The organism is Mycobacterium sp. NGS62, assembly GCF_059812285.1.
In genome coordinates, this window is sequence record NZ_JCALCK010000017.1 from 23,446 (window position 1) to 39,656 (window position 16,211).

Sequence of the window (16,211 nt, forward strand, 5' to 3'; positions counted from 1 at the left end):
CACAGCGAAGGAGTCTTGCCTGATGGGACAGGTCAGCGCAGCCAGCACGATCTTGATCAATGCGCAGCCCGAGGCGGTGCTGACCGCCGTCGCCGACTACCAGAACGTGCGCCCCAAGATCCTGTCCGAGCACTATCGCGACTACCAGGTACTGCAAGGCGGCCAGGGCCAGGGCACCGTTGCCAGCTGGAAGCTGCAAGCCACTAAATCCCGGGTTCGCGATGTGCAGGCCAGCGTCGATGTCGCCGGCCACGCCGTCATCGAGAAGGACGCCAACTCGACGATGGTCACCAACTGGACGGTGGCGCCGGCGGGCCCGGGTTCCAGCGTCACCGTGAAGACAACCTGGACCGGCGCGGGCGGGGTGAAAGGCTTCTTCGAGAAGACCTTCGCGCCATTGGGGCTGAAAAAGATCCAGGCCGAGGTGCTGGGCAACTTGAAGAAGGAACTCGAGAGCTGATTCGCGCGGCGATCTAGCTTCGGCTGGCTTGGCTGCCCAGGAACCCAGCGATGCCCTTGACCACGGCGTCGGCATACTTCTGCCTGCCGGCGGGCGTCTCCATCAGCGCCGAGTCGGCGGGATTTTTCATGTTGCCCAACTCGACGAGCACCGACGGGTATTGCGCCAGGTTCAGGCCGGCCAGGTCGGATCGTCCGTAAAGACCGTCTTGGCCGATGTAATTGGCCGGCGGAATTCCCGAGCCTTGCAACTGGTCGCGCATGATCCGGGCGAACTGCACTGACGGGCCGGCCTGGGCTTGGTTGAGCGGCGGCGCCGAGTAGTTGACGTGAAATCCCCGCCCGGTGGCCGGACCACCGTCGGCGTGGATGCTCACGATCGCATTCGGGTGCAGCGCGTTGGCCATTTCGGCACGCTGGTCGACGCAGGGTCCCAGCGCGTTGTCGTTACCCCGCGACAAGGCGGTGCGCGCGCCCAGCGCGTTGAGCGCGGCGCGGATCCGCAGCGTGGTGTCCCAGGTGAACGAGTGCTCTGGATACCCGTCGTTGCTCGATGTGCCGCTGGCCTGGCAGTCTTTGGTGCCGCCGCGGCCGGTGGGCACCTGACGGCCGATAGAGGCGTCGTTGGCTCCGTTGTGGCCGGGATCGAGGAACACGATCATCCCGGCGATGTTGGTCGGCACGGCGGTGGCTGGTGCCGGAGCAACCATAAATACGGCGGCGGTGATCGCGATCCCGACACGCAGGCAAACGACTGGTACGCGCACGGCGCCACGGTAGCCCCGCGCCGACTAGGCTTGATGTTTCGAACCGCCCGATCGACTTAGCTGAAACCGAGCCGAAACCAACTCGAGACCACGACGCAAGGGGACTGACATGCAACCCGGAGGCCAGCCCGACATGTCGGCGCTGCTCGCGCAGGCGCAGCAGATGCAACAACAACTGATTGCCGCCCAGCAGCGACTTGCCAATTCCGAGGTGCACGGCAAAGCCGGCGGCGAGTTGGTCGACGTCACCGTGAAGGGCAGCGGCGAGGTTGTGGCGATCAAGATCGATCCCCAGGTCGTCGACCCCGACGATATCGAAACCCTGCAGGACCTGATCGTCGGCGCGCTGGCCGACGCCTCCAAGCAGGTCACCACGATGGCGCAGGAGCAGCTCGGCCCGCTGGCCGGCGGAATGGGTAGCGCGCTGGGCATGCCGGAGTCCTGACTTGTATCGACATGTTTGAGGGACCTGTCCAGGACCTGATCGACGAGCTTGGCAAGCTGCCGGGGATCGGGCCGAAAAGCGCGCAGCGCATTGCATTCCATTTGCTGTCGGTCGAACCGACCGATATTGACCGGCTCACCGCAGTTCTGGGCAGGGTCCGCGACGGCGTGCGGTTTTGCGCGGTGTGCGGCAACGTCTCTGACGACGAACGGTGCCGCATCTGCGCGGATCCGCGTCGGGACGGCTCGCTGGTGTGTGTGGTCGAGGAGCCCAAAGATATTCAGGCGGTGGAGCGCACCCGTGAGTTCCGCGGCCGCTACCACGTGCTGGGTGGAGCCTTGGATCCGCTGTCCGGTGTCGGCCCCGAGCAGCTGCGGATCCGTGAGCTGCTGAACCGCATCGGCGAGCAGGTCGACGGGGTGGACATCAACGAGGTGATCATCGCCACCGACCCCAATACCGAGGGCGAGGCGACGGCCACCTACCTGGTGCGGATGTTGCGTGACATCCCCGGCCTGACCGTGACGCGGATCGCGTCCGGGTTGCCGATGGGTGGCGATCTGGAGTTCGCCGACGAGCTGACCCTCGGCCGGGCGCTGACCGGCCGGCGCGCCATGGCTTAGCCGCTGCACACTGGGCTCAGTCAGGTGCACCCACCAGCACGCCTTCGGTCGTGCCGTCGACCGATACCAACAAGCCGCGACCGGGCGGCAACTGCTGCGCACTGACCCGACCGAACACTTTCACCGCAGTCGGGTCGTTGTCCATGAACAGCGTCGGGGCCCGCGAGCCGATCATCTTCTGCAAGAACGGGTTCATCACCGACACGCCCGCCCAGTTGCCCGGCAGCCGGGAGGCGACGACATGCAAGCCGATATCGCGGCTGCGTTCGATCAAACCCCAGAGCGGCGTGGTCGCGGCGGGCTTACCGATTCCACCGTGCGGACGCAACTCCTGCTCGTCGTCGATCAGCACGAAATGGCGTGGGCCGTCCCAGCTGTGCCGGTTGAGCAGTTCGTCTTGGCTCAGACCCGACGGCGGCAGTCGCTGGATCAGGAGTTGCGCCAGCTCTTCGACCACCTCGTCGACGTCATCGGGTGTATACGCGTAGGCACGCACCTGCGGGCCGCGGATTTTGCCGATCAGCGAGGTCTTCGGGTCGATGATCGTGATCTGCGCCTGCTCAGGTCCGAACCGGCTGGTGATCGCCTGTCCCAACGTCGCCAAAGTCGCGGTTTTGCCGCATGATTGGCGCCCGACCACGAGGAAGTTGGACAGGGCCCGCATCGGCAGCGCCACCGGCTGCAAGGCGCTCTCACCGATCGCGAACGGAATGTTCAGCGGATCGGCTGCCTGGGCGCTGTCGGCATAGCGGGCGATAATCCGGTTCAGCGCAACACGTTCGGGCAGGCGGGCGAGGGCCTCGAGTCGCTGGATGCCGGGCAGTTCGGCGATGACGGCTCCCACGTCGCGCGTCGCCAACCGAGCGCCATCGGCGGCGGTGATCTCGGGCACCCCGACCAGTAGCTCGTATCCCTGTGTGGTCAGGCCGAACCCCGGCTTGTCCAGGGTGTTTCGCGCGGCCTTGCGGTGCTCGATGCCAGTACCCATCTGCGACTCGTCGGGATTGCTGAGCCGCAGTTGTATCCGGGCGTTCGACACGTTGAGCAACGCCTGCTTCTGCCCCACCAGCCATGCGTTGGCGCTCGTGATGACGTGCACGCCGTAGGACAGTCCCTGGCGGGCGATGGCGATCGCGCGGTCGCCGATGACGCTGTCCTTCTCATAGAGGTCGCCGAAGTTGTCGATCACCAAAAACACGTCGCCGAATCTGTCGCGGGGATCAGTGCGGTCACCGCCGGCCGCGCCGAAGCGGCGGTCGCGGAATTCCGCAATGTCGATCTGGTGGGTCTTGAACGACGCTTCCCGCGTTCGGATCATGGCCTCGACGGAGGCTACGGTGCGCGATACACCTTCGCTGTCGGTCAGACTGACCACCGACGCCACGTGCGGGATTCCGTCGGCCGGATACAGCGACGCGCCGATGCAGAAGAACGTCACCCGCTCCGGCCGGTACATCAACGCCGCAGCCGCCATCAACGTCATCAAGGTGGTCGACTTACCGCGTTGGGCGGTGGCGACCACCATGATGTTGTCCATCTCGGCGTCGATGGCGTGCACCCGCTGGGTGTGCTCGTCGGGCATGTCGACCATGCCGACTGGAAAGACCAGGCCGGGGTTTTGCCCGTAGTCCATCCGCCAGGGCCGGCCCCGCCAACGCGACACCAGCACGTCGACCGATTCGCTGATTTCCAGCGGCGGCAGCCAGATTTGATGCGGTGGACGCGCCGGATGAGCGGCCAGCGACTCTCGGATTACGTCAACCACTTTCTTCTTGCGGAAACCATCGGAATCGAAGAGAAATTCATCGGGCGGCTCGGGCTCATCAGCGCCCGCCAGCGCTGCGCTGTCGGCCTCATCGAGCGGCTGATACTCCCAGGTGAGGGTGCGGGGTTTGGAAAAGCCGACATTGACAGTGCTATTGGGTTCAGCTGGCATTTTCGGCAAGACGAACGGCGCCGAGACATAGAAGCATCGAAACTGCTCCAAGTCACGTGGCCCGACCTTGAGCAGTGCGTAACCGTTCTCCTTCGACGGCAGGTGCAGGGCCGCATCGCTCCCGATCACGTCGCGGGAGTCCTCCGCGGTTTCGGCGCGCAGCGCCACCCGAAACGCGATATTACTTTTGACCTTGCTCAACGAGGACAAGTCCAGCCGTTGGCCACCGAGCGTGAAGAACACATTGCAGCCGCGGCCCTCTTGTCCGATGTGGATGACCAGGTCGATCCACTGGGGATGGTGGACGAACAGCTCGAGGTATTCGTCGATGATCACCAACAGGATCGGTACCGGCTCCAAATCGCGTCCAGCCAGTAGCATCTCCTCATACTCGTTGGCGTCCCGAGCACCGGCATCCTTGAAAAGTCGGTAACGCCTGGCGATCTCGCCGTTGATAGCCTTGCGCATTCGCTCGGCAAGGTGCCGATCATCCTTGCCCAGGTTGGAGAGCGAACCGGCGACGTGGGGAAATCCCGCCAGGTCCTGGGCCGCGGATTCGAACTTCATGTCGACGAAGATCACGATGAACGCCTCCGGTGAATGCGTCAGCGCGATCCCGTTGCACAACGACAAGAAGTACTCCGACTTGCCCGATCCCGATGTGCCGATCACCACCGAGTGGAATCCGTAACCGCCGAAGTCTTTGGCGCGCAAAATGACATACTGCAGCTCGTTGCCGCGTTTCACCCCAACGGGCACCATCGCCCAGTTCGGATCGCCACGTCCGCGGCTCTCGGCCCAAAGACGATCGACATCGAGTTCGCGGGGATCGGTGATGCCCAGTGCGCGCAGTAGCTCACCGCCCTGGCTCTCAGCTTCGGACGATTCTCCAGGGCCGCCCGGTGACCACCGTGCCAGCGCCCGCGCGTAGCGGTCGGCGGTGCCTGCGGCGAGCGAGTCAGCGACGGCGTAGAACGCGTCGCGGTGCCGCAGCTGGCCGCCACGGAGCGTGAAGCGCTCGCTTTCGTCAGTAAATCCCACCCCCGTGCCGGGGCGGGTCGCCAACCGCAATAACGTGATTCCGGCCATGCCTTTCTGTCCGATGACGCTCTCCCACTGTTCCGGCATTCCGACGCCGTCGTCGATGATCAGCCAATGCGGACCCAACGCCTGCCCGCCGCCGGCCTCGAGGGGCGCCGCCATCGTCGTTGGACTTGCTCCGATCGGCGGGGACCACGGCCCGCGCCCTTTACGATGCAACTCCGCGTCGAGCGTCTCCTCGAGTTCGGTGGGTGTGGCGAACACCAGTCGTCGCATCCCGCACGCGTCGACCATGTCGTCATGCTGGTTGTGCGGCAACCAGACCAGCCAAGACCACAGCCGCGGGCGCCGGGTGACCAGCAGGACTTTCAGCTCGCGGGGGCTGTGATACACCGCCAGCGAACACACGATCGACCGTGCCACCGTATGCAGCTCGCCGGAATCGTCGCCGGTGAAACTGAAGCCGGGCCGCGAGAGCAAGCTCAGCACCTTGCCGATGCCGCGGATCTTGGACTGCTCCACAATGAAATCCCGTAGTGCGCCGCCGGTGACCGGCTCGAGCTCTTCACCGACCGGGATGTCGGGCCACTGCAACGACACCGCTGATTCACTGGTCTGCTGGACACCGATCCCGAGGCGGACATCGAGGAAGTCCGGATCGCTGGGCCGGCGCTCCCACATTCGCTGGCTGCCGATGACAGCGTCCAGGCGCCGGGGATCAGCATGGACGAACAGTTGGCTGCGCCGTTGGTGCTGCACGGCGTGCTGAACCTCGTCGCGGTCCTCATCAAGTTGATGCAGATAAGCGCGGCGCTGCTTTTCCTGCTCGCCCCAACTGATCCGGCGGCCTCGGGCGAAACGACCGGTGAACATCAGCGCGCCGAAGCCGAACAATCCCATCATCGGGAAGACGCCCGACTGCAGCGAGCGGGCGCCGGAGGCGTACATCACCACCAGCGTGCCGACGATTCCGACCAGCAACGCAGGAAAGGCAATCATCAACAGGATGTTGCGCGGTTCGCGCTGCGGTAGTGCCAAGGGCGAGGCGACCGCCACGCGGGTGGGCCGGACAATCGGCGGCAGCGTGCGTGGGCCGCTGACGAAACTGCGTTTCGACACGACTAACCTCCTGCCCTGCGATCGTCGGCTTCCGCGATCGGCGCCACAGCGCCGCCGCCGGCGATGGTGTCGCGCGCCACCAACGCGCTGTCGCGACTGATTGCCGGCCCGGCCGCGAAGGTGCGCACGATCGGCCACGGCGCCTGCACCGCAGCACGCGGATCCAAAGCCAGCGCGTGCAAAGTCGGTCGGTCCCATTGGATTCCATACCGCACACCTTGCGGCGACAGCCAGTACAGGCTTTCTCGGCTATCGGATGTGACCGCGCCGCTGGTGATCGCCACCAGATTCGCCGCCCCCCGCAACACCAACGTTTGGTCGGCTTCTACGGAATCGGGGCTACGGTCATCGCGCACCAACCGAACCAGGTGCGAGTCCGCGCCGAGCGGGACCGGTAGGCGTCGGCCGCTGACAACGGCGATCTCGGCCTGCGGGTCGCCGGCGTGCTTCTGCCACGCCAGGCAGGTGACCGGATCGGCGGTCGTGTCGACGAAAGTCAACTTGCCCGAAGGGTAGTAGTCGACGTCGAGCACGTCGACGGTCGGGATGTTGACCAGTTTGTCCGGTGCGATCAACCTGGGTGTGGCCGAGCCCTGCGAATCGGCGGTGCGCAGCAGATCCGCGACGAAACTGCTGATCTTCTGCACACCATTCGTCAGCAGCACATAGAAGCCGCTGATGGTGCCCGTGGCGTCACGCGTTTCCAGCACGCTGCCCACGGTCAGGTCCGATAACCACGTCGACGGGGCGCCGTCGTCCGGAATCGTGGGCACCACAAGTGGTTCGGTGGCCGGCAGGGCGTCGTACAAGGCATTGGAGATGCCTATCGGACGTGTCGCGGCGGGATCGAGTCCCAGGTTGAAGGTCACTGCTCGATCGCTGAGGTCGATGCGTGATCGGCGGCCGTCCCAGATCACGTACGTCGCATCGCGGTGGCCGGCCAGGATGGCCTGTGTCGGCCTCATCGGAACGGCCCGGTCCTCGTTGGAGAGCAGGCCCGCGATGGACGTCACGATCGGCGCTGTGCTGCTGCCGCGGGCGGGGGCGGTATCGCATATCGACCATGCCGATGTAGCGGTCAACCTGACATTGAGGTTGTCGGGTACGCCGGGGATACCGATCATCGGTCCGGTTGGGTACTTGGCGATCTCGCTGGCCTTGACCCAGGCCGGGGCAGCCGCGCTGCCGACCGCGAGGCGCGCAGAGGCAAGGTTGAGGGCGGGATAGAGGCGATCATCGACCTTGGCGTAGATCGCGCCGGTGCCGCGGTCACCGACAATTGCTGACTGTCCCACCAACCCGGCCGGTTTCATGAAGTGCAGCAACGCCATCCACCCGATTCCGAGGATGACGAACACCACCGACAACGCCAGCGCGGCCTGCTGTTTGCGGTCGTCGTGCTTCATCCGGACCGAATAGCGGGTGATCGCGGCGCGCAGCCGCCGGTTGTAGAACAGGTGCCCGGAATTCTGCTCGCGATTCGACAGGTTGAGCGGCACGGTCAATATCCCTTCGGCAGCCGGTGTGGATCTGCCTGCTGGACCAGCGCACCAAGGTTCGCCCCGTTTGGGGCGACGCCGTAGCGTCGAATCACGTAGTTGATTGAGGCGCAGATATTGGCGATCGGGTCATAGATGTTGGTCGACGTTCCCGGTTGGTGATACCGCGCGAACGTCGCCGGAATGGTCTGGGTGATACCGCGGGCATAGCCGAGTCGGTGGCCATCAGCCTGCACAGCTCCGGGTTGGGCCGCCGGCTCCGATGCGATTGCCGATGGCTGCCCGCCGGATTCGCGGGCGATCAACGTCTCGTACCCGCGGATCCAGTTGCGTCGAGCGGCGGGATCGACGATGCCCAGGTGATCGAGTGCGGCACCGATGCGCGCTCGGACATGGCCGCGCTGAAACCCGCGCTGGTAGCGCAGCGCGTCGAGAGAGAGGGCGACCGAAGGCGATCGTCGCGTCCTCGGAGTCGTCCGGTGCAGGTAGCCGAGTCGTCTGAGATGACGGGTGAGCATCCGGGCCTGGCGGTGGGAGCGATGAATGTGCCGCCGCTGCTGGCGAAGTCGGGCTGCCATGCGACGCAGGAATTCCCGCCGCCCCACCGGGGTGTCGCCGGCCGGCATCGGGTCGGCGTGCGCCGCGTCGAGAACGGCGCGGGTGTGGTGGCGGGCCTGGGCGTGGTGTGTTTTCGCGTGGGCCAGCACGGTGGCCAGTTCGGTGTCGGTGGCCGCGGCATGGCGCAGCCCTGCTGCCATTCGCCGCATTGCCGGGGCCGTGAATTCCGGTGTGCCGTGCGCCTGCGCTCGGCGCAGCAGTGCGCTCGGTGGGCGTGGCAGCGTGGCGTCAACCCGTCGGCCGGCGTAGAGCGCGTGCCCACGGGCTAACAGTTCAAGTGCCTGCCCAGTCAGCGGATCGAATGTCACCGAAGATTTCCGCTATAGCGCGCGTGGTTGTCGGCCTCGGCCTCTTCACGCAAGGCGGTGATCGCAAGGTTGAGTCGGTCGGCCAGTTCGCCGTGGCTATAGCCAGTCATCACGTCGGGGTGCAGGCTCAACTCGATCAACTTGCCGTCGGCGTTGGCGACGGCCTGGACATCGCCCAAGTCGACGCTGTAAGTGATCGTCTCCGCCTCGGTGACCAGGGCCTCCCATCGGTCGGCCGCCTCGCGCAAATCCCGTAGAACCGACGCGACGAGGCCGGTTTCATCCAGCTGCGCGCGACTCCCCCGCCCCGACATCGTGCAAGTATGTGATCGCCTGCGAGCAGCGTCAATTCACGCGTTGCGGCCTGGCGCGGACCGTCTGATGACGGGGGTTGTATTGAGCGCCTGATACCACGCGAAATGGTAATTGGCCGTCAACCGGTCGCCGCTGGCGATGCCCTCGGTGGCGGCCAGCAACAGGCAATTGAGCAGCAGGGCGTGGTCGACACGCGGATATTGGGCCAGCAGTTGGAGCCGCGCGGTGTCGAGGTGTTCCCGCAGTTCATCGATCTCGGGTTCCAGGATGCCTGTCCTGGCGGCGCCTGCCTTGGCCAACGTGTGGACCAGGGGCGGCAAGCCGTCCCGCCAATGGGTCGCCCCGCACAGCAGCCATCCCAGATCCTCGACGGGCGGCAGTCGACGGGGCTTCAACGAAGACACGGTGGGATCGAATTCGGTTGCCCAACCGAACGACCAACCCAAGTGGTCGCCGGGCGCATAGCTCGCCGAGACCGTGGTCAGGCCCAAAAGTTCTGCCGCGTTGCCGCTACGACGCTGTGGGGGAAGCAACCGCACGTCGGCCGGCACCGAGATGCCCGGTGGTATCCAGCCATGGGCGATGTCGGTGGCGACGAAGGTGGTGCGATTCTCAAGATCTCCGGCAGCCCAACGCAATCCGGGCTCCTGCCGGGCCATGAACTCCACCAGCCGCTGCAACCGGTCGTGATCGGATTCCGGTTCGATTTGGGGATCCCGCGGGGTTGGCGGATCGGTGGTCGCCGCCGGGAAACCCGCCGTCGGCTGCCGACTGGACCGATACGACTCGAAGGGTACGGCGGCATCGGTCGCCCCGCCCGGCGGTGGCCGATCTGCCAGCGGGGCGGTGATGGCGGGGAGTTGCTGGGTGTCGTCGTCGCTTGGCCCGTCGGTGGGCTCGGCCGCGACGGGCGGTAGGTACTGGGTGGGAAGGTCTTGCAGCTTGTTGGCGAGTTGGCGAAGCGCTGCCGCCACCCGCGCGGCGGCGACCCCGCGGGCAGTGTCGACGACGCGGGACTCTTCGGCTTGCCGGGCCGGCCCGGCGATTCCGGCTCGCCGGATGCTGCGGAGCTCCTCGTTGGCCGACCGGGAGATCCGTTCCAAGTCAGCCTTGAGATACCTTGCGACCGTGGCGTTTTCGGGGGTAATGGGCGAAAGCTCGGCAGGCCAGAGGCCCTCGGTCACCCATGGCGTGCAGTCAACCGCAGAGCCGAAAGCGGGGATCGCGAGGGATTCCCGGGCGGCTCTCCGAAGGCGCCGCCGGGCGCTGTTTCGACCGAAGATCGCCATTGGTAGTCAGGGGCGCGGTGCCCGCAGTGCGGGTCCGTTTCCCCATCCCCCTTTCAATCCGTGCGTGCGGTTTTCCCGCACACGGCTTACCGATGATCTTCTTGACATGGTTACGCAGCCTTCGGGTAGCGGATGGTGCCACGGAGTCGGTGCAGGCCGTGCCCGTTGAACCACACTTCAGTCCACTGATCGGCTTGCCCGGCACGTAGGTTGCGGCCCCGCTTCTTGACCATCAAGCAGAACAGCCGATGCACCACGTACCAGTCGGCCTGGCGGAACTTGTTGGCAGCATTGCCGGTGCGAAAGTAGTTGCCCCAACCCCGCAAGATCGGGTTCACATCCGCGATCACGTCACGGATATCGAGCCCGACCCGGTTGCGACCAGTACGGTCACGGACCTTTGCCCGCAACCGTTTCATGGCCGTTTGACTGGGCCAGCGGTGCAGGTAGTAGCGGATAACCCGCTGCTGTTCCCATAACCGCCCCGACATGCGCGCCCGGAAATGGCAGCCCAGAAAATCCAGGCCTTCAAGTCCGTTGCGCAGGTCGACCACCTTCGTTTTGTCCGGATGCAGCCGCAACCCCAACCCGGTCAGGATTTCTCCCACCGCGGCCAGGGCGTGCTCAGCTTGCACCGCACTGCGGCACAGCACCACACCATCATCGGCGTAGCGCACCAACTCCCCCACATTCCTGCAGGAGAGTTCGGTGTCAAGCACGTGCAGAAAAATGTTGGCCAACAACGGCGAGATCACCCCGCCCTGCGGGGTGCCCGCGACCGTCCGCTTAGACACCCCCTCAACCAGCACTCCTGCTTGCAGCCACAAGCGCAGCAGTTTGAGCACCCGCCGATCCGAGACCCGCCTACCCACCAACTCAAGCAGGCGTTCGTGGTCGATCTCGCCGAAAAAATTAGCGATATCAAACTCGACCACAAACCGGTAGCCCTCGATGAACCCAGTCCGCAAGCGTTCCATCGCCATCGTCGCCGACCGCTTCGGCCGAAACCCATACGAGCACGACAAGAAATCCGCCTCGAAAATCGGTTCCAGCACGATCTTGGCCGCCGCCTGGGCCACCCGGTCTCGCACCGTGGGAATCCCCAACGGCCGCTTACCACCGCGTGGTTTCGGGATCTCCACCCGACGCGCCGGCGCCGGACGATATGTCCCTGCGCGAAGGTCAAGGCGCAACTCACGCAACATGCGGTCCACGCCGTAATCCTCCACCGCGGCCAAGGTGATCCGATCCACCCCGGCCGCGCCTCGATTCGTCCGCACCCGCTCCCACGCCTCCCACAGGACGTCACCCCTGTAGATCCGGTCATACAGGGCGTGGAAACGCCGACCCTCAGACTGCTTGGCCGCAGCCCATAGCGCACGTTGCAGTTGTCGCACTTTCACCGGCGAGAAACTCAACGGCTCCTCAACGGCTACGGCAGACGATGGCCTGCCGGGGTTATTGGACCGGGCAGACCCGGTCATGCCCTCACGCTTACCCACTTCGCGCGCGTGATCAAAGTTGGGGCCCTTTCCTCCCGGCGCGTTATGTTGCACGCCGATCAGCGGTACTACGACCCCATCGGACTCCCGCTGCCCTCCAGAGGATTTCACCATCGGCTTATACCCCTGGTCTTTGCCCGACGCAGGCCAGGCAGACGGGTCTCTCCTGTTCCGAACCAGACTGTGTGCACGTGCCGCCTCCCGTACCCCGGAAGGACCCGGCGAGCTGACCCCGGACCAGGGCCCGCCGAACATGGCCTTCGCCGTGAAATGAGCGGCTCGGCTCCTCCGTTGTATCTGTGACGAGGCTGCAGAGTTCGCTTAACGCTACGGCCCGCGCACTTGCTCCCTCCGAAGAGGCTCTTGACGCCCCGCTTAGCCCGCCGCGTCTCCACGACGAACCGGGGCCTGCTACCCGGCGCTCCGATGCTTACCGGGACGGGACTTCCACCCGCTAGTCCAGTCCAACTTGCAGGACGCAACACCGGCCCAGCGTACCGTCGCGCCCGGGCTTTCGACCGGCCGTCTATACCGGCCCATGCCGGACGGTGAATTGTGGGCGTGGGGTGGCCGACGTAGCGTGGGGCTATGGCTGATTCTGCGTTGCAGCTGCAGCTGGACGAAGTACGCCTGTTGCTGGGCCGCGCGCGAGAGTTGTTCGGAGCCAACCCGATCGAGCCGCCTACCGATATTGCACCGCATCCCGACACGGGTGGGTTAGTCCAGCGGCGCGCGGTGACGCAGCCGATGCCCCACTAGCTTTTCGATCGCCGCGTCGAGGTCGCCGGCCGTGGGGACTTCGGCTGACGGGCTGTGGCCGGCCGCAACGATCTCGCCGCGTACTTGCAACGACGCCTTGAGGTGGGAAACGTCGGCGGCCAGCAAGATGGCTTTCGCCAGCGTTTCGGCGTCGGTGTCCATCGCCGCGGCGCTGAGCGCCAGGCTGTGCAGATAGCCGCCGCGGCAGGAGCGGACCAGGATGTGTCCGCTGGGGTGGACGGTGTCGAAGGCGGGAACGGCGTTGCTCATCGCGCATCGTCGGCGATGCTGCTTAGGTCTCGCGCGGCGTCGGCCTCGTGCTGTTCCCATAGGCTCGCCGCCGCGCGCAGCCTGCCGGCGATGTCGGCATGGTCATCGGCCTGCTGTTCATAGCACCGCCGCCGTTGGTCGAGCAGTTCGCGTCCGGCATCGCGCAGATTGCCAAAGACCGGACCCAGCGAGTCGAGGCTTTCCTGGATCGCCGCATGCGACGAGGGGACCGTTCGCAGATATTCCGCAACCTGTTCGTGGTGGTTCGCCGAGTCGCGCAGGTTCGCCGGCTCCACGTGGATTCGATCTGCCATCCGATGTCTCCTGGTGACGTGCCGGACCTGTGCCCGGCGGTGCTTCACTGTGCGGTGCCGGCCGGCCTGGTGGGCGCCGGGCTGCCGGTCGCGGGTGGTGTGGTAGCCGGCAGCGATGCCGGCGGGTGCTCCCAGCCGAGGAAGCTCGGGCCGTTGACGGTCGAGATGTGTTGGATCTGGCCGTTGAGCAGGGCTTTGCTGTTGCCGAGAGCAAGCGCGTGGCGGTTGGTGAACATGCCGATATCGCCTGGGGCCAACCGCGCCGCGTCGATTGGATCGACCACGGCGGTCCCCGGCGGCGGGATAGTGATGCCTTGCTGGCGAAATGCATCCGAGATGGGTGTCCCACCGGCGGCGGCCTGGATCGCGGCGGCAAGCTGTGGGCTGGCCGCCGTGACCGTCTCGCCGTTGGGCACCGTGACCGTCGTCGGGCCGGCTGCCGGCGCCGGCATCGATTCTGGCTGCGACGCGTCGCCCGGCTCGCTGTCATCAGGGGGCTCCCCGTGCTCGTCGGCTTCGGGGATCAGGTCGTCGTCCGGTCTGTCGTCGGGAGGCTGCGCTGAACGCTCAGTTCCTCCGTCGTGCACATCGGGCAGCGGTAATCCGCCCGGCATGCCCCAGCCGGGCATCGCTCCCCCGCCAAGGCCGGGGATGCTCGGCATCGCCGTGGGCATCGGCATCGACACCGCAGGGGTCGGCGCCGGCCCCGACGGCGGGACGAGGCCGGGATCGTCGGCAAAGAGCGAATCCAGCAAGGGGTCGATGTCGGCATCCGCCGTTTCCGCGCTGTCGTCTGGCGCGGCCGCGACGGTCCGTGGTGGCCGGCCGTCCCTGGGCTCGTCGGTACTGGCCCTCGACGCGTCGTAGAGCGACGTCCACGCCGCCATCAGCGCTGACTTCGACGTGTCGTCGAGGTTCGCGTTCGCCACCACCGCGCGAATGTCCCTGAGCTTGCCGACGAGGAACCGCTGGAAGTCACGGGCTCCGGAGGGTGTGTCCAGGTCGGTCCGGGTGCGCACGGCCGCCTGGATCTCCTGCTGCAGGTTATCCAGTCCGACCCGGCTCTCCACCGTCTTCAGGTGCGCGTTCATGATCGCGCTGACCACTTGCAAGTCGAGCTGAGCTGCGGTCGAGTTCTGGTGTGCCAGAAACGATTCAGCGGCCCTGATGGCATCGGCAGCGTCGCCGAGGTTTGGCTGCTGCAGCCCCTCCATGCGGCGACAGTATCCAGCTGCGTCTCCGCCGACAATTCACTTCGGCCGGCTGCATCCGGCTACGGCAGTGGGCGCCTGATCTGCACATTGCTGCCCAGCGGGCTGATTCGCACCGTGGCCCCCGCATGAGGTGCCTCGACGACGAGGTTGTTGCCGATGGCCATCTGCACATGCCCGGCGTGCGGGAAGACCAGATCACCCGGTCTCACCTGCCAGCGCGGTATCGCGATGCCCTCGTGTATCTGCTGATAAGTGGTGCGGCTCAAATGGATTCCGGCCTGGTTGTAGGACCATTGCGTCAATCCGGAACAATCGAACTGGTTGGGGCCAGTAGCACCCCAAACGTATGGTCGGCCCAGCCGCGACAACGCTGCCCGAACGGCGATTCCGGCCCGGCCGTTCGGCGACGAGAGCCGCAACAAGCCCCTCGCGCGCTGTCGTGTTGTTCGGTACCGCAGTGCCCGCAGCACCGCCAGGTGGCGTCGTGCCCGGGAGCGGGCGGACAACACGTGCATGCGTTGGGCGCGCAGACGCGCCACCCGTCGGCGCATCGCCTCACGTTGAGCCAGCGGGGCAGCCGCTGTGCCCGCGGAGTCAGCGCGGGCCTCGTCGACGATGCTCTTGGTCTGGCCGTGGGCAGTGGCGTGATCGCCGTGCGCCCGGGCGATAAGGGCGGCCACCGCCGCGTCGGTGCGGGCGGCCGAGCCCAGCGCCGCGCGACCGTTGTGCAGCGCGAACCGATAACCGTCGTTGAGCGCTGACGTCGGCTGCGGCAATCCGTCGCCCTGAGCAATGCCCAGCCTCGGCTGTGCGGGTTGACCGGCGCCGGCGAACAGTCGATGGGCGCGATTGAGCAGCTCCAGTTCGCTTCCACTCACGGCCTCCCCTAACCGTCGTTCGGGTCTGTCGTTGCAGACTGGAAGATCGTGTCGGCGAAGGCGCGGACCCGCGCCAGCGCGCCCGGAGGTATCACCCCCCGATTCCGGATTCCCCACATTTCTGCGCCGGTGACCCCGAGCAAAGTCGCGATAACCGGTTCCGGCAGCGACGAATGCGCGCAGGCCTGGTCGAAGCGGGCGCTCAAGCTTTTCGGCATGCGCTGCAGAAGTGCGCTGCGAGTGGCTTCCAAAGCTTGCAGATGCTGCATCAGTCGGTTGGCGGAAGCCCCGCCGGCGTTGACCGCCACCCGCCAGGAGTTGGCCGCTAACAGCTCCGCCTTCACGCACTGCCCGATCACAGAAAGAATATACGTCTCATATTCGTTTGATGTCACCGCCGGAAGACGCTCGATAACCGAGTTCAGCGCGTCGAGCTGTGCTTCCGCATATCCCTCGAGCACTTCGGTATCGCTGTGGCGGTCCACGACGATTGCGTCGGTCGGCCGAGCGGGCATCGCCTCGACCGGCTGCGTGGCGAGCAGCCGGCCCAGTTCAGCCTCCGAATCCTGCGCCACCACCAACCGGGAGTAGGTCCCCGGCGGCAGCCCCAGCCCATTTTCAACCTTTTGAACTGTGCTTTTGTGTGGTTTGCGGGCTCCGCGTTCCAGATAGCTCAGCCCCATGACGCTGACCCCGGTCTCGGCGGACAGGTCGGCCAGCGACCAGTCACGCGATTCACGCAGAGCCCGGATGACCGCGCCCGCCGATTCGCGGCTCACCCTCGGGCTCCGGCCATATCCGGATACTACACAGAGCATTGTATATCCCGAATATATTCGTTTCTATCGCGGTTCC

Annotated in this window: 15 protein-coding genes; 3 read left to right on the forward strand and 12 right to left on the reverse strand. The window is 65.9% G+C overall.

Annotated features, from left to right (window positions below; all coding sequences use genetic code 11):
• Positions 1-22: 22 nt before the first annotated feature.
• Positions 23-460 carry an SRPBCC family protein gene (locus AC5Y49_RS23055; protein ID WP_499891643.1) on the forward strand — a complete coding sequence of 146 codons (438 nt, stop codon included), beginning with the start codon at positions 23-25 and terminating at the stop codon, positions 458-460.
• A 13-nt stretch (positions 461-473) separates the two neighbouring features.
• Here AC5Y49_RS23055 and AC5Y49_RS23060 read toward each other — a convergent pair whose 3' ends face one another.
• Positions 474-1,169 (reverse strand): Rv3717 family N-acetylmuramoyl-L-alanine amidase, encoded by a 696-nt coding sequence (locus tag AC5Y49_RS23060; protein WP_499891715.1) that lies wholly within the window; start codon positions 1,167-1,169, stop codon positions 474-476.
• 166 nt (positions 1,170-1,335) lie between these two features.
• Here AC5Y49_RS23060 and AC5Y49_RS23065 point away from each other — a divergent pair, with 166 nt between their 5' ends.
• Together AC5Y49_RS23065 and recR are read left to right on the forward strand one after the other, a co-directional pair.
• Entirely contained in the window at positions 1,336-1,671 is a 336-nt protein-coding gene (locus AC5Y49_RS23065; RefSeq protein ID WP_499891647.1) for a YbaB/EbfC family nucleoid-associated protein, read from the forward strand.
• A gap of 11 nt (positions 1,672-1,682) precedes the next feature.
• Positions 1,683-2,294 carry a recombination mediator RecR gene (gene recR, locus AC5Y49_RS23070; RefSeq protein ID WP_499891649.1) on the forward strand — a complete coding sequence of 204 codons (612 nt, stop codon included), beginning with the start codon at positions 1,683-1,685 and terminating at the stop codon, positions 2,292-2,294.
• Between the two features lie 16 nt (positions 2,295-2,310).
• On the opposite strand, the gene eccCa is transcribed toward recR, so the two are convergent.
• From eccCa to AC5Y49_RS23125, 11 genes are all read right to left on the reverse strand, one after another.
• On the reverse strand, positions 2,311-6,390 hold the full coding sequence (eccCa, locus tag AC5Y49_RS23075) for a type VII secretion protein EccCa (protein WP_499891651.1): 4,080 nt from the start codon (positions 6,388-6,390) through the stop codon (positions 2,311-2,313).
• Positions 6,391-6,392: 2 nt separating this feature from the next.
• Positions 6,393-7,889, reverse strand: coding sequence for a type VII secretion protein EccB (gene eccB, locus AC5Y49_RS23080; protein ID WP_499891653.1), 1,497 nt, complete (start codon positions 7,887-7,889; stop codon positions 6,393-6,395).
• 2 nt (positions 7,890-7,891) lie between these two features.
• The gene (locus AC5Y49_RS23085) at positions 7,892-8,815 is read right to left on the reverse strand and encodes a transglycosylase SLT domain-containing protein (RefSeq protein ID WP_499891658.1); all 924 of its coding nucleotides are present in this window, start codon (positions 8,813-8,815) and stop codon (positions 7,892-7,894) included.
• On the reverse strand, positions 8,812-9,129 hold the full coding sequence (locus AC5Y49_RS23090) for a DUF2710 family protein (RefSeq protein WP_499891660.1): 318 nt from the start codon (positions 9,127-9,129) through the stop codon (positions 8,812-8,814). The genes AC5Y49_RS23085 and AC5Y49_RS23090 overlap by 4 nt, the downstream gene beginning before the upstream one ends.
• A gap of 36 nt (positions 9,130-9,165) precedes the next feature.
• On the reverse strand, positions 9,166-10,314 hold the full coding sequence (locus AC5Y49_RS23095) for a DUF5631 domain-containing protein (RefSeq protein WP_499891664.1): 1,149 nt from the start codon (positions 10,312-10,314) through the stop codon (positions 9,166-9,168).
• Positions 10,315-10,529: 215 nt separating this feature from the next.
• On the reverse strand, positions 10,530-11,837 hold the full coding sequence (gene ltrA, locus AC5Y49_RS23100) for a group II intron reverse transcriptase/maturase (protein WP_499891667.1): 1,308 nt from the start codon (positions 11,835-11,837) through the stop codon (positions 10,530-10,532).
• Between the two features lie 801 nt (positions 11,838-12,638).
• A complete protein-coding gene (locus AC5Y49_RS23105; protein ID WP_499891669.1) occupies positions 12,639-12,950 on the reverse strand; it encodes a DUF2694 family protein in 312 nt (103 codons plus the stop codon).
• Positions 12,947-13,264, reverse strand: coding sequence for an ESX-1 secretion-associated protein (locus tag AC5Y49_RS23110; protein WP_499891671.1), 318 nt, complete (start codon positions 13,262-13,264; stop codon positions 12,947-12,949). The genes AC5Y49_RS23105 and AC5Y49_RS23110 overlap by 4 nt, the downstream gene beginning before the upstream one ends.
• Before the next feature lie 44 nt (positions 13,265-13,308).
• Complete coding sequence (locus tag AC5Y49_RS23115; RefSeq protein WP_499891673.1) at positions 13,309-14,478, reverse strand: DUF4226 domain-containing protein; 1,170 nt, start codon at positions 14,476-14,478, stop codon at positions 13,309-13,311.
• A gap of 59 nt (positions 14,479-14,537) precedes the next feature.
• Positions 14,538-15,356, reverse strand: coding sequence for a C40 family peptidase (locus AC5Y49_RS23120; RefSeq protein WP_499891675.1), 819 nt, complete (start codon positions 15,354-15,356; stop codon positions 14,538-14,540).
• Between the two features lie 8 nt (positions 15,357-15,364).
• Positions 15,365-16,135, reverse strand: a complete 771-nt coding sequence (locus AC5Y49_RS23125) for a helix-turn-helix domain-containing protein (protein ID WP_499891677.1) — start codon at positions 16,133-16,135, stop codon at positions 15,365-15,367.
• Positions 16,136-16,211 lie beyond the last annotated feature (76 nt).

Coding starts and splice junctions, on each gene's coding strand:
- recR (WP_499891649.1), top strand. CDS start 1,683: ATGTTTGAGGGACCTGTCCAGGACCTGATCGACGAGCTTGGCAAGCTG.
- AC5Y49_RS23055 (WP_499891643.1), top strand. CDS start 23: ATGGGACAGGTCAGCGCAGCCAGCACGATCTTGATCAATGCGCAGCCC.
- AC5Y49_RS23065 (WP_499891647.1), top strand. CDS start 1,336: ATGCAACCCGGAGGCCAGCCCGACATGTCGGCGCTGCTCGCGCAGGCG.
- AC5Y49_RS23115 (WP_499891673.1), bottom strand. CDS start 14,478: ATGGAGGGGCTGCAGCAGCCAAACCTCGGCGACGCTGCCGATGCCATC.
- AC5Y49_RS23090 (WP_499891660.1), bottom strand. CDS start 9,129: ATGTCGGGGCGGGGGAGTCGCGCGCAGCTGGATGAAACCGGCCTCGTC.
- AC5Y49_RS23060 (WP_499891715.1), bottom strand. CDS start 1,169: ATGGTTGCTCCGGCACCAGCCACCGCCGTGCCGACCAACATCGCCGGG.
- AC5Y49_RS23105 (WP_499891669.1), bottom strand. CDS start 12,950: ATGAGCAACGCCGTTCCCGCCTTCGACACCGTCCACCCCAGCGGACAC.
- AC5Y49_RS23110 (WP_499891671.1), bottom strand. CDS start 13,264: ATGGCAGATCGAATCCACGTGGAGCCGGCGAACCTGCGCGACTCGGCG.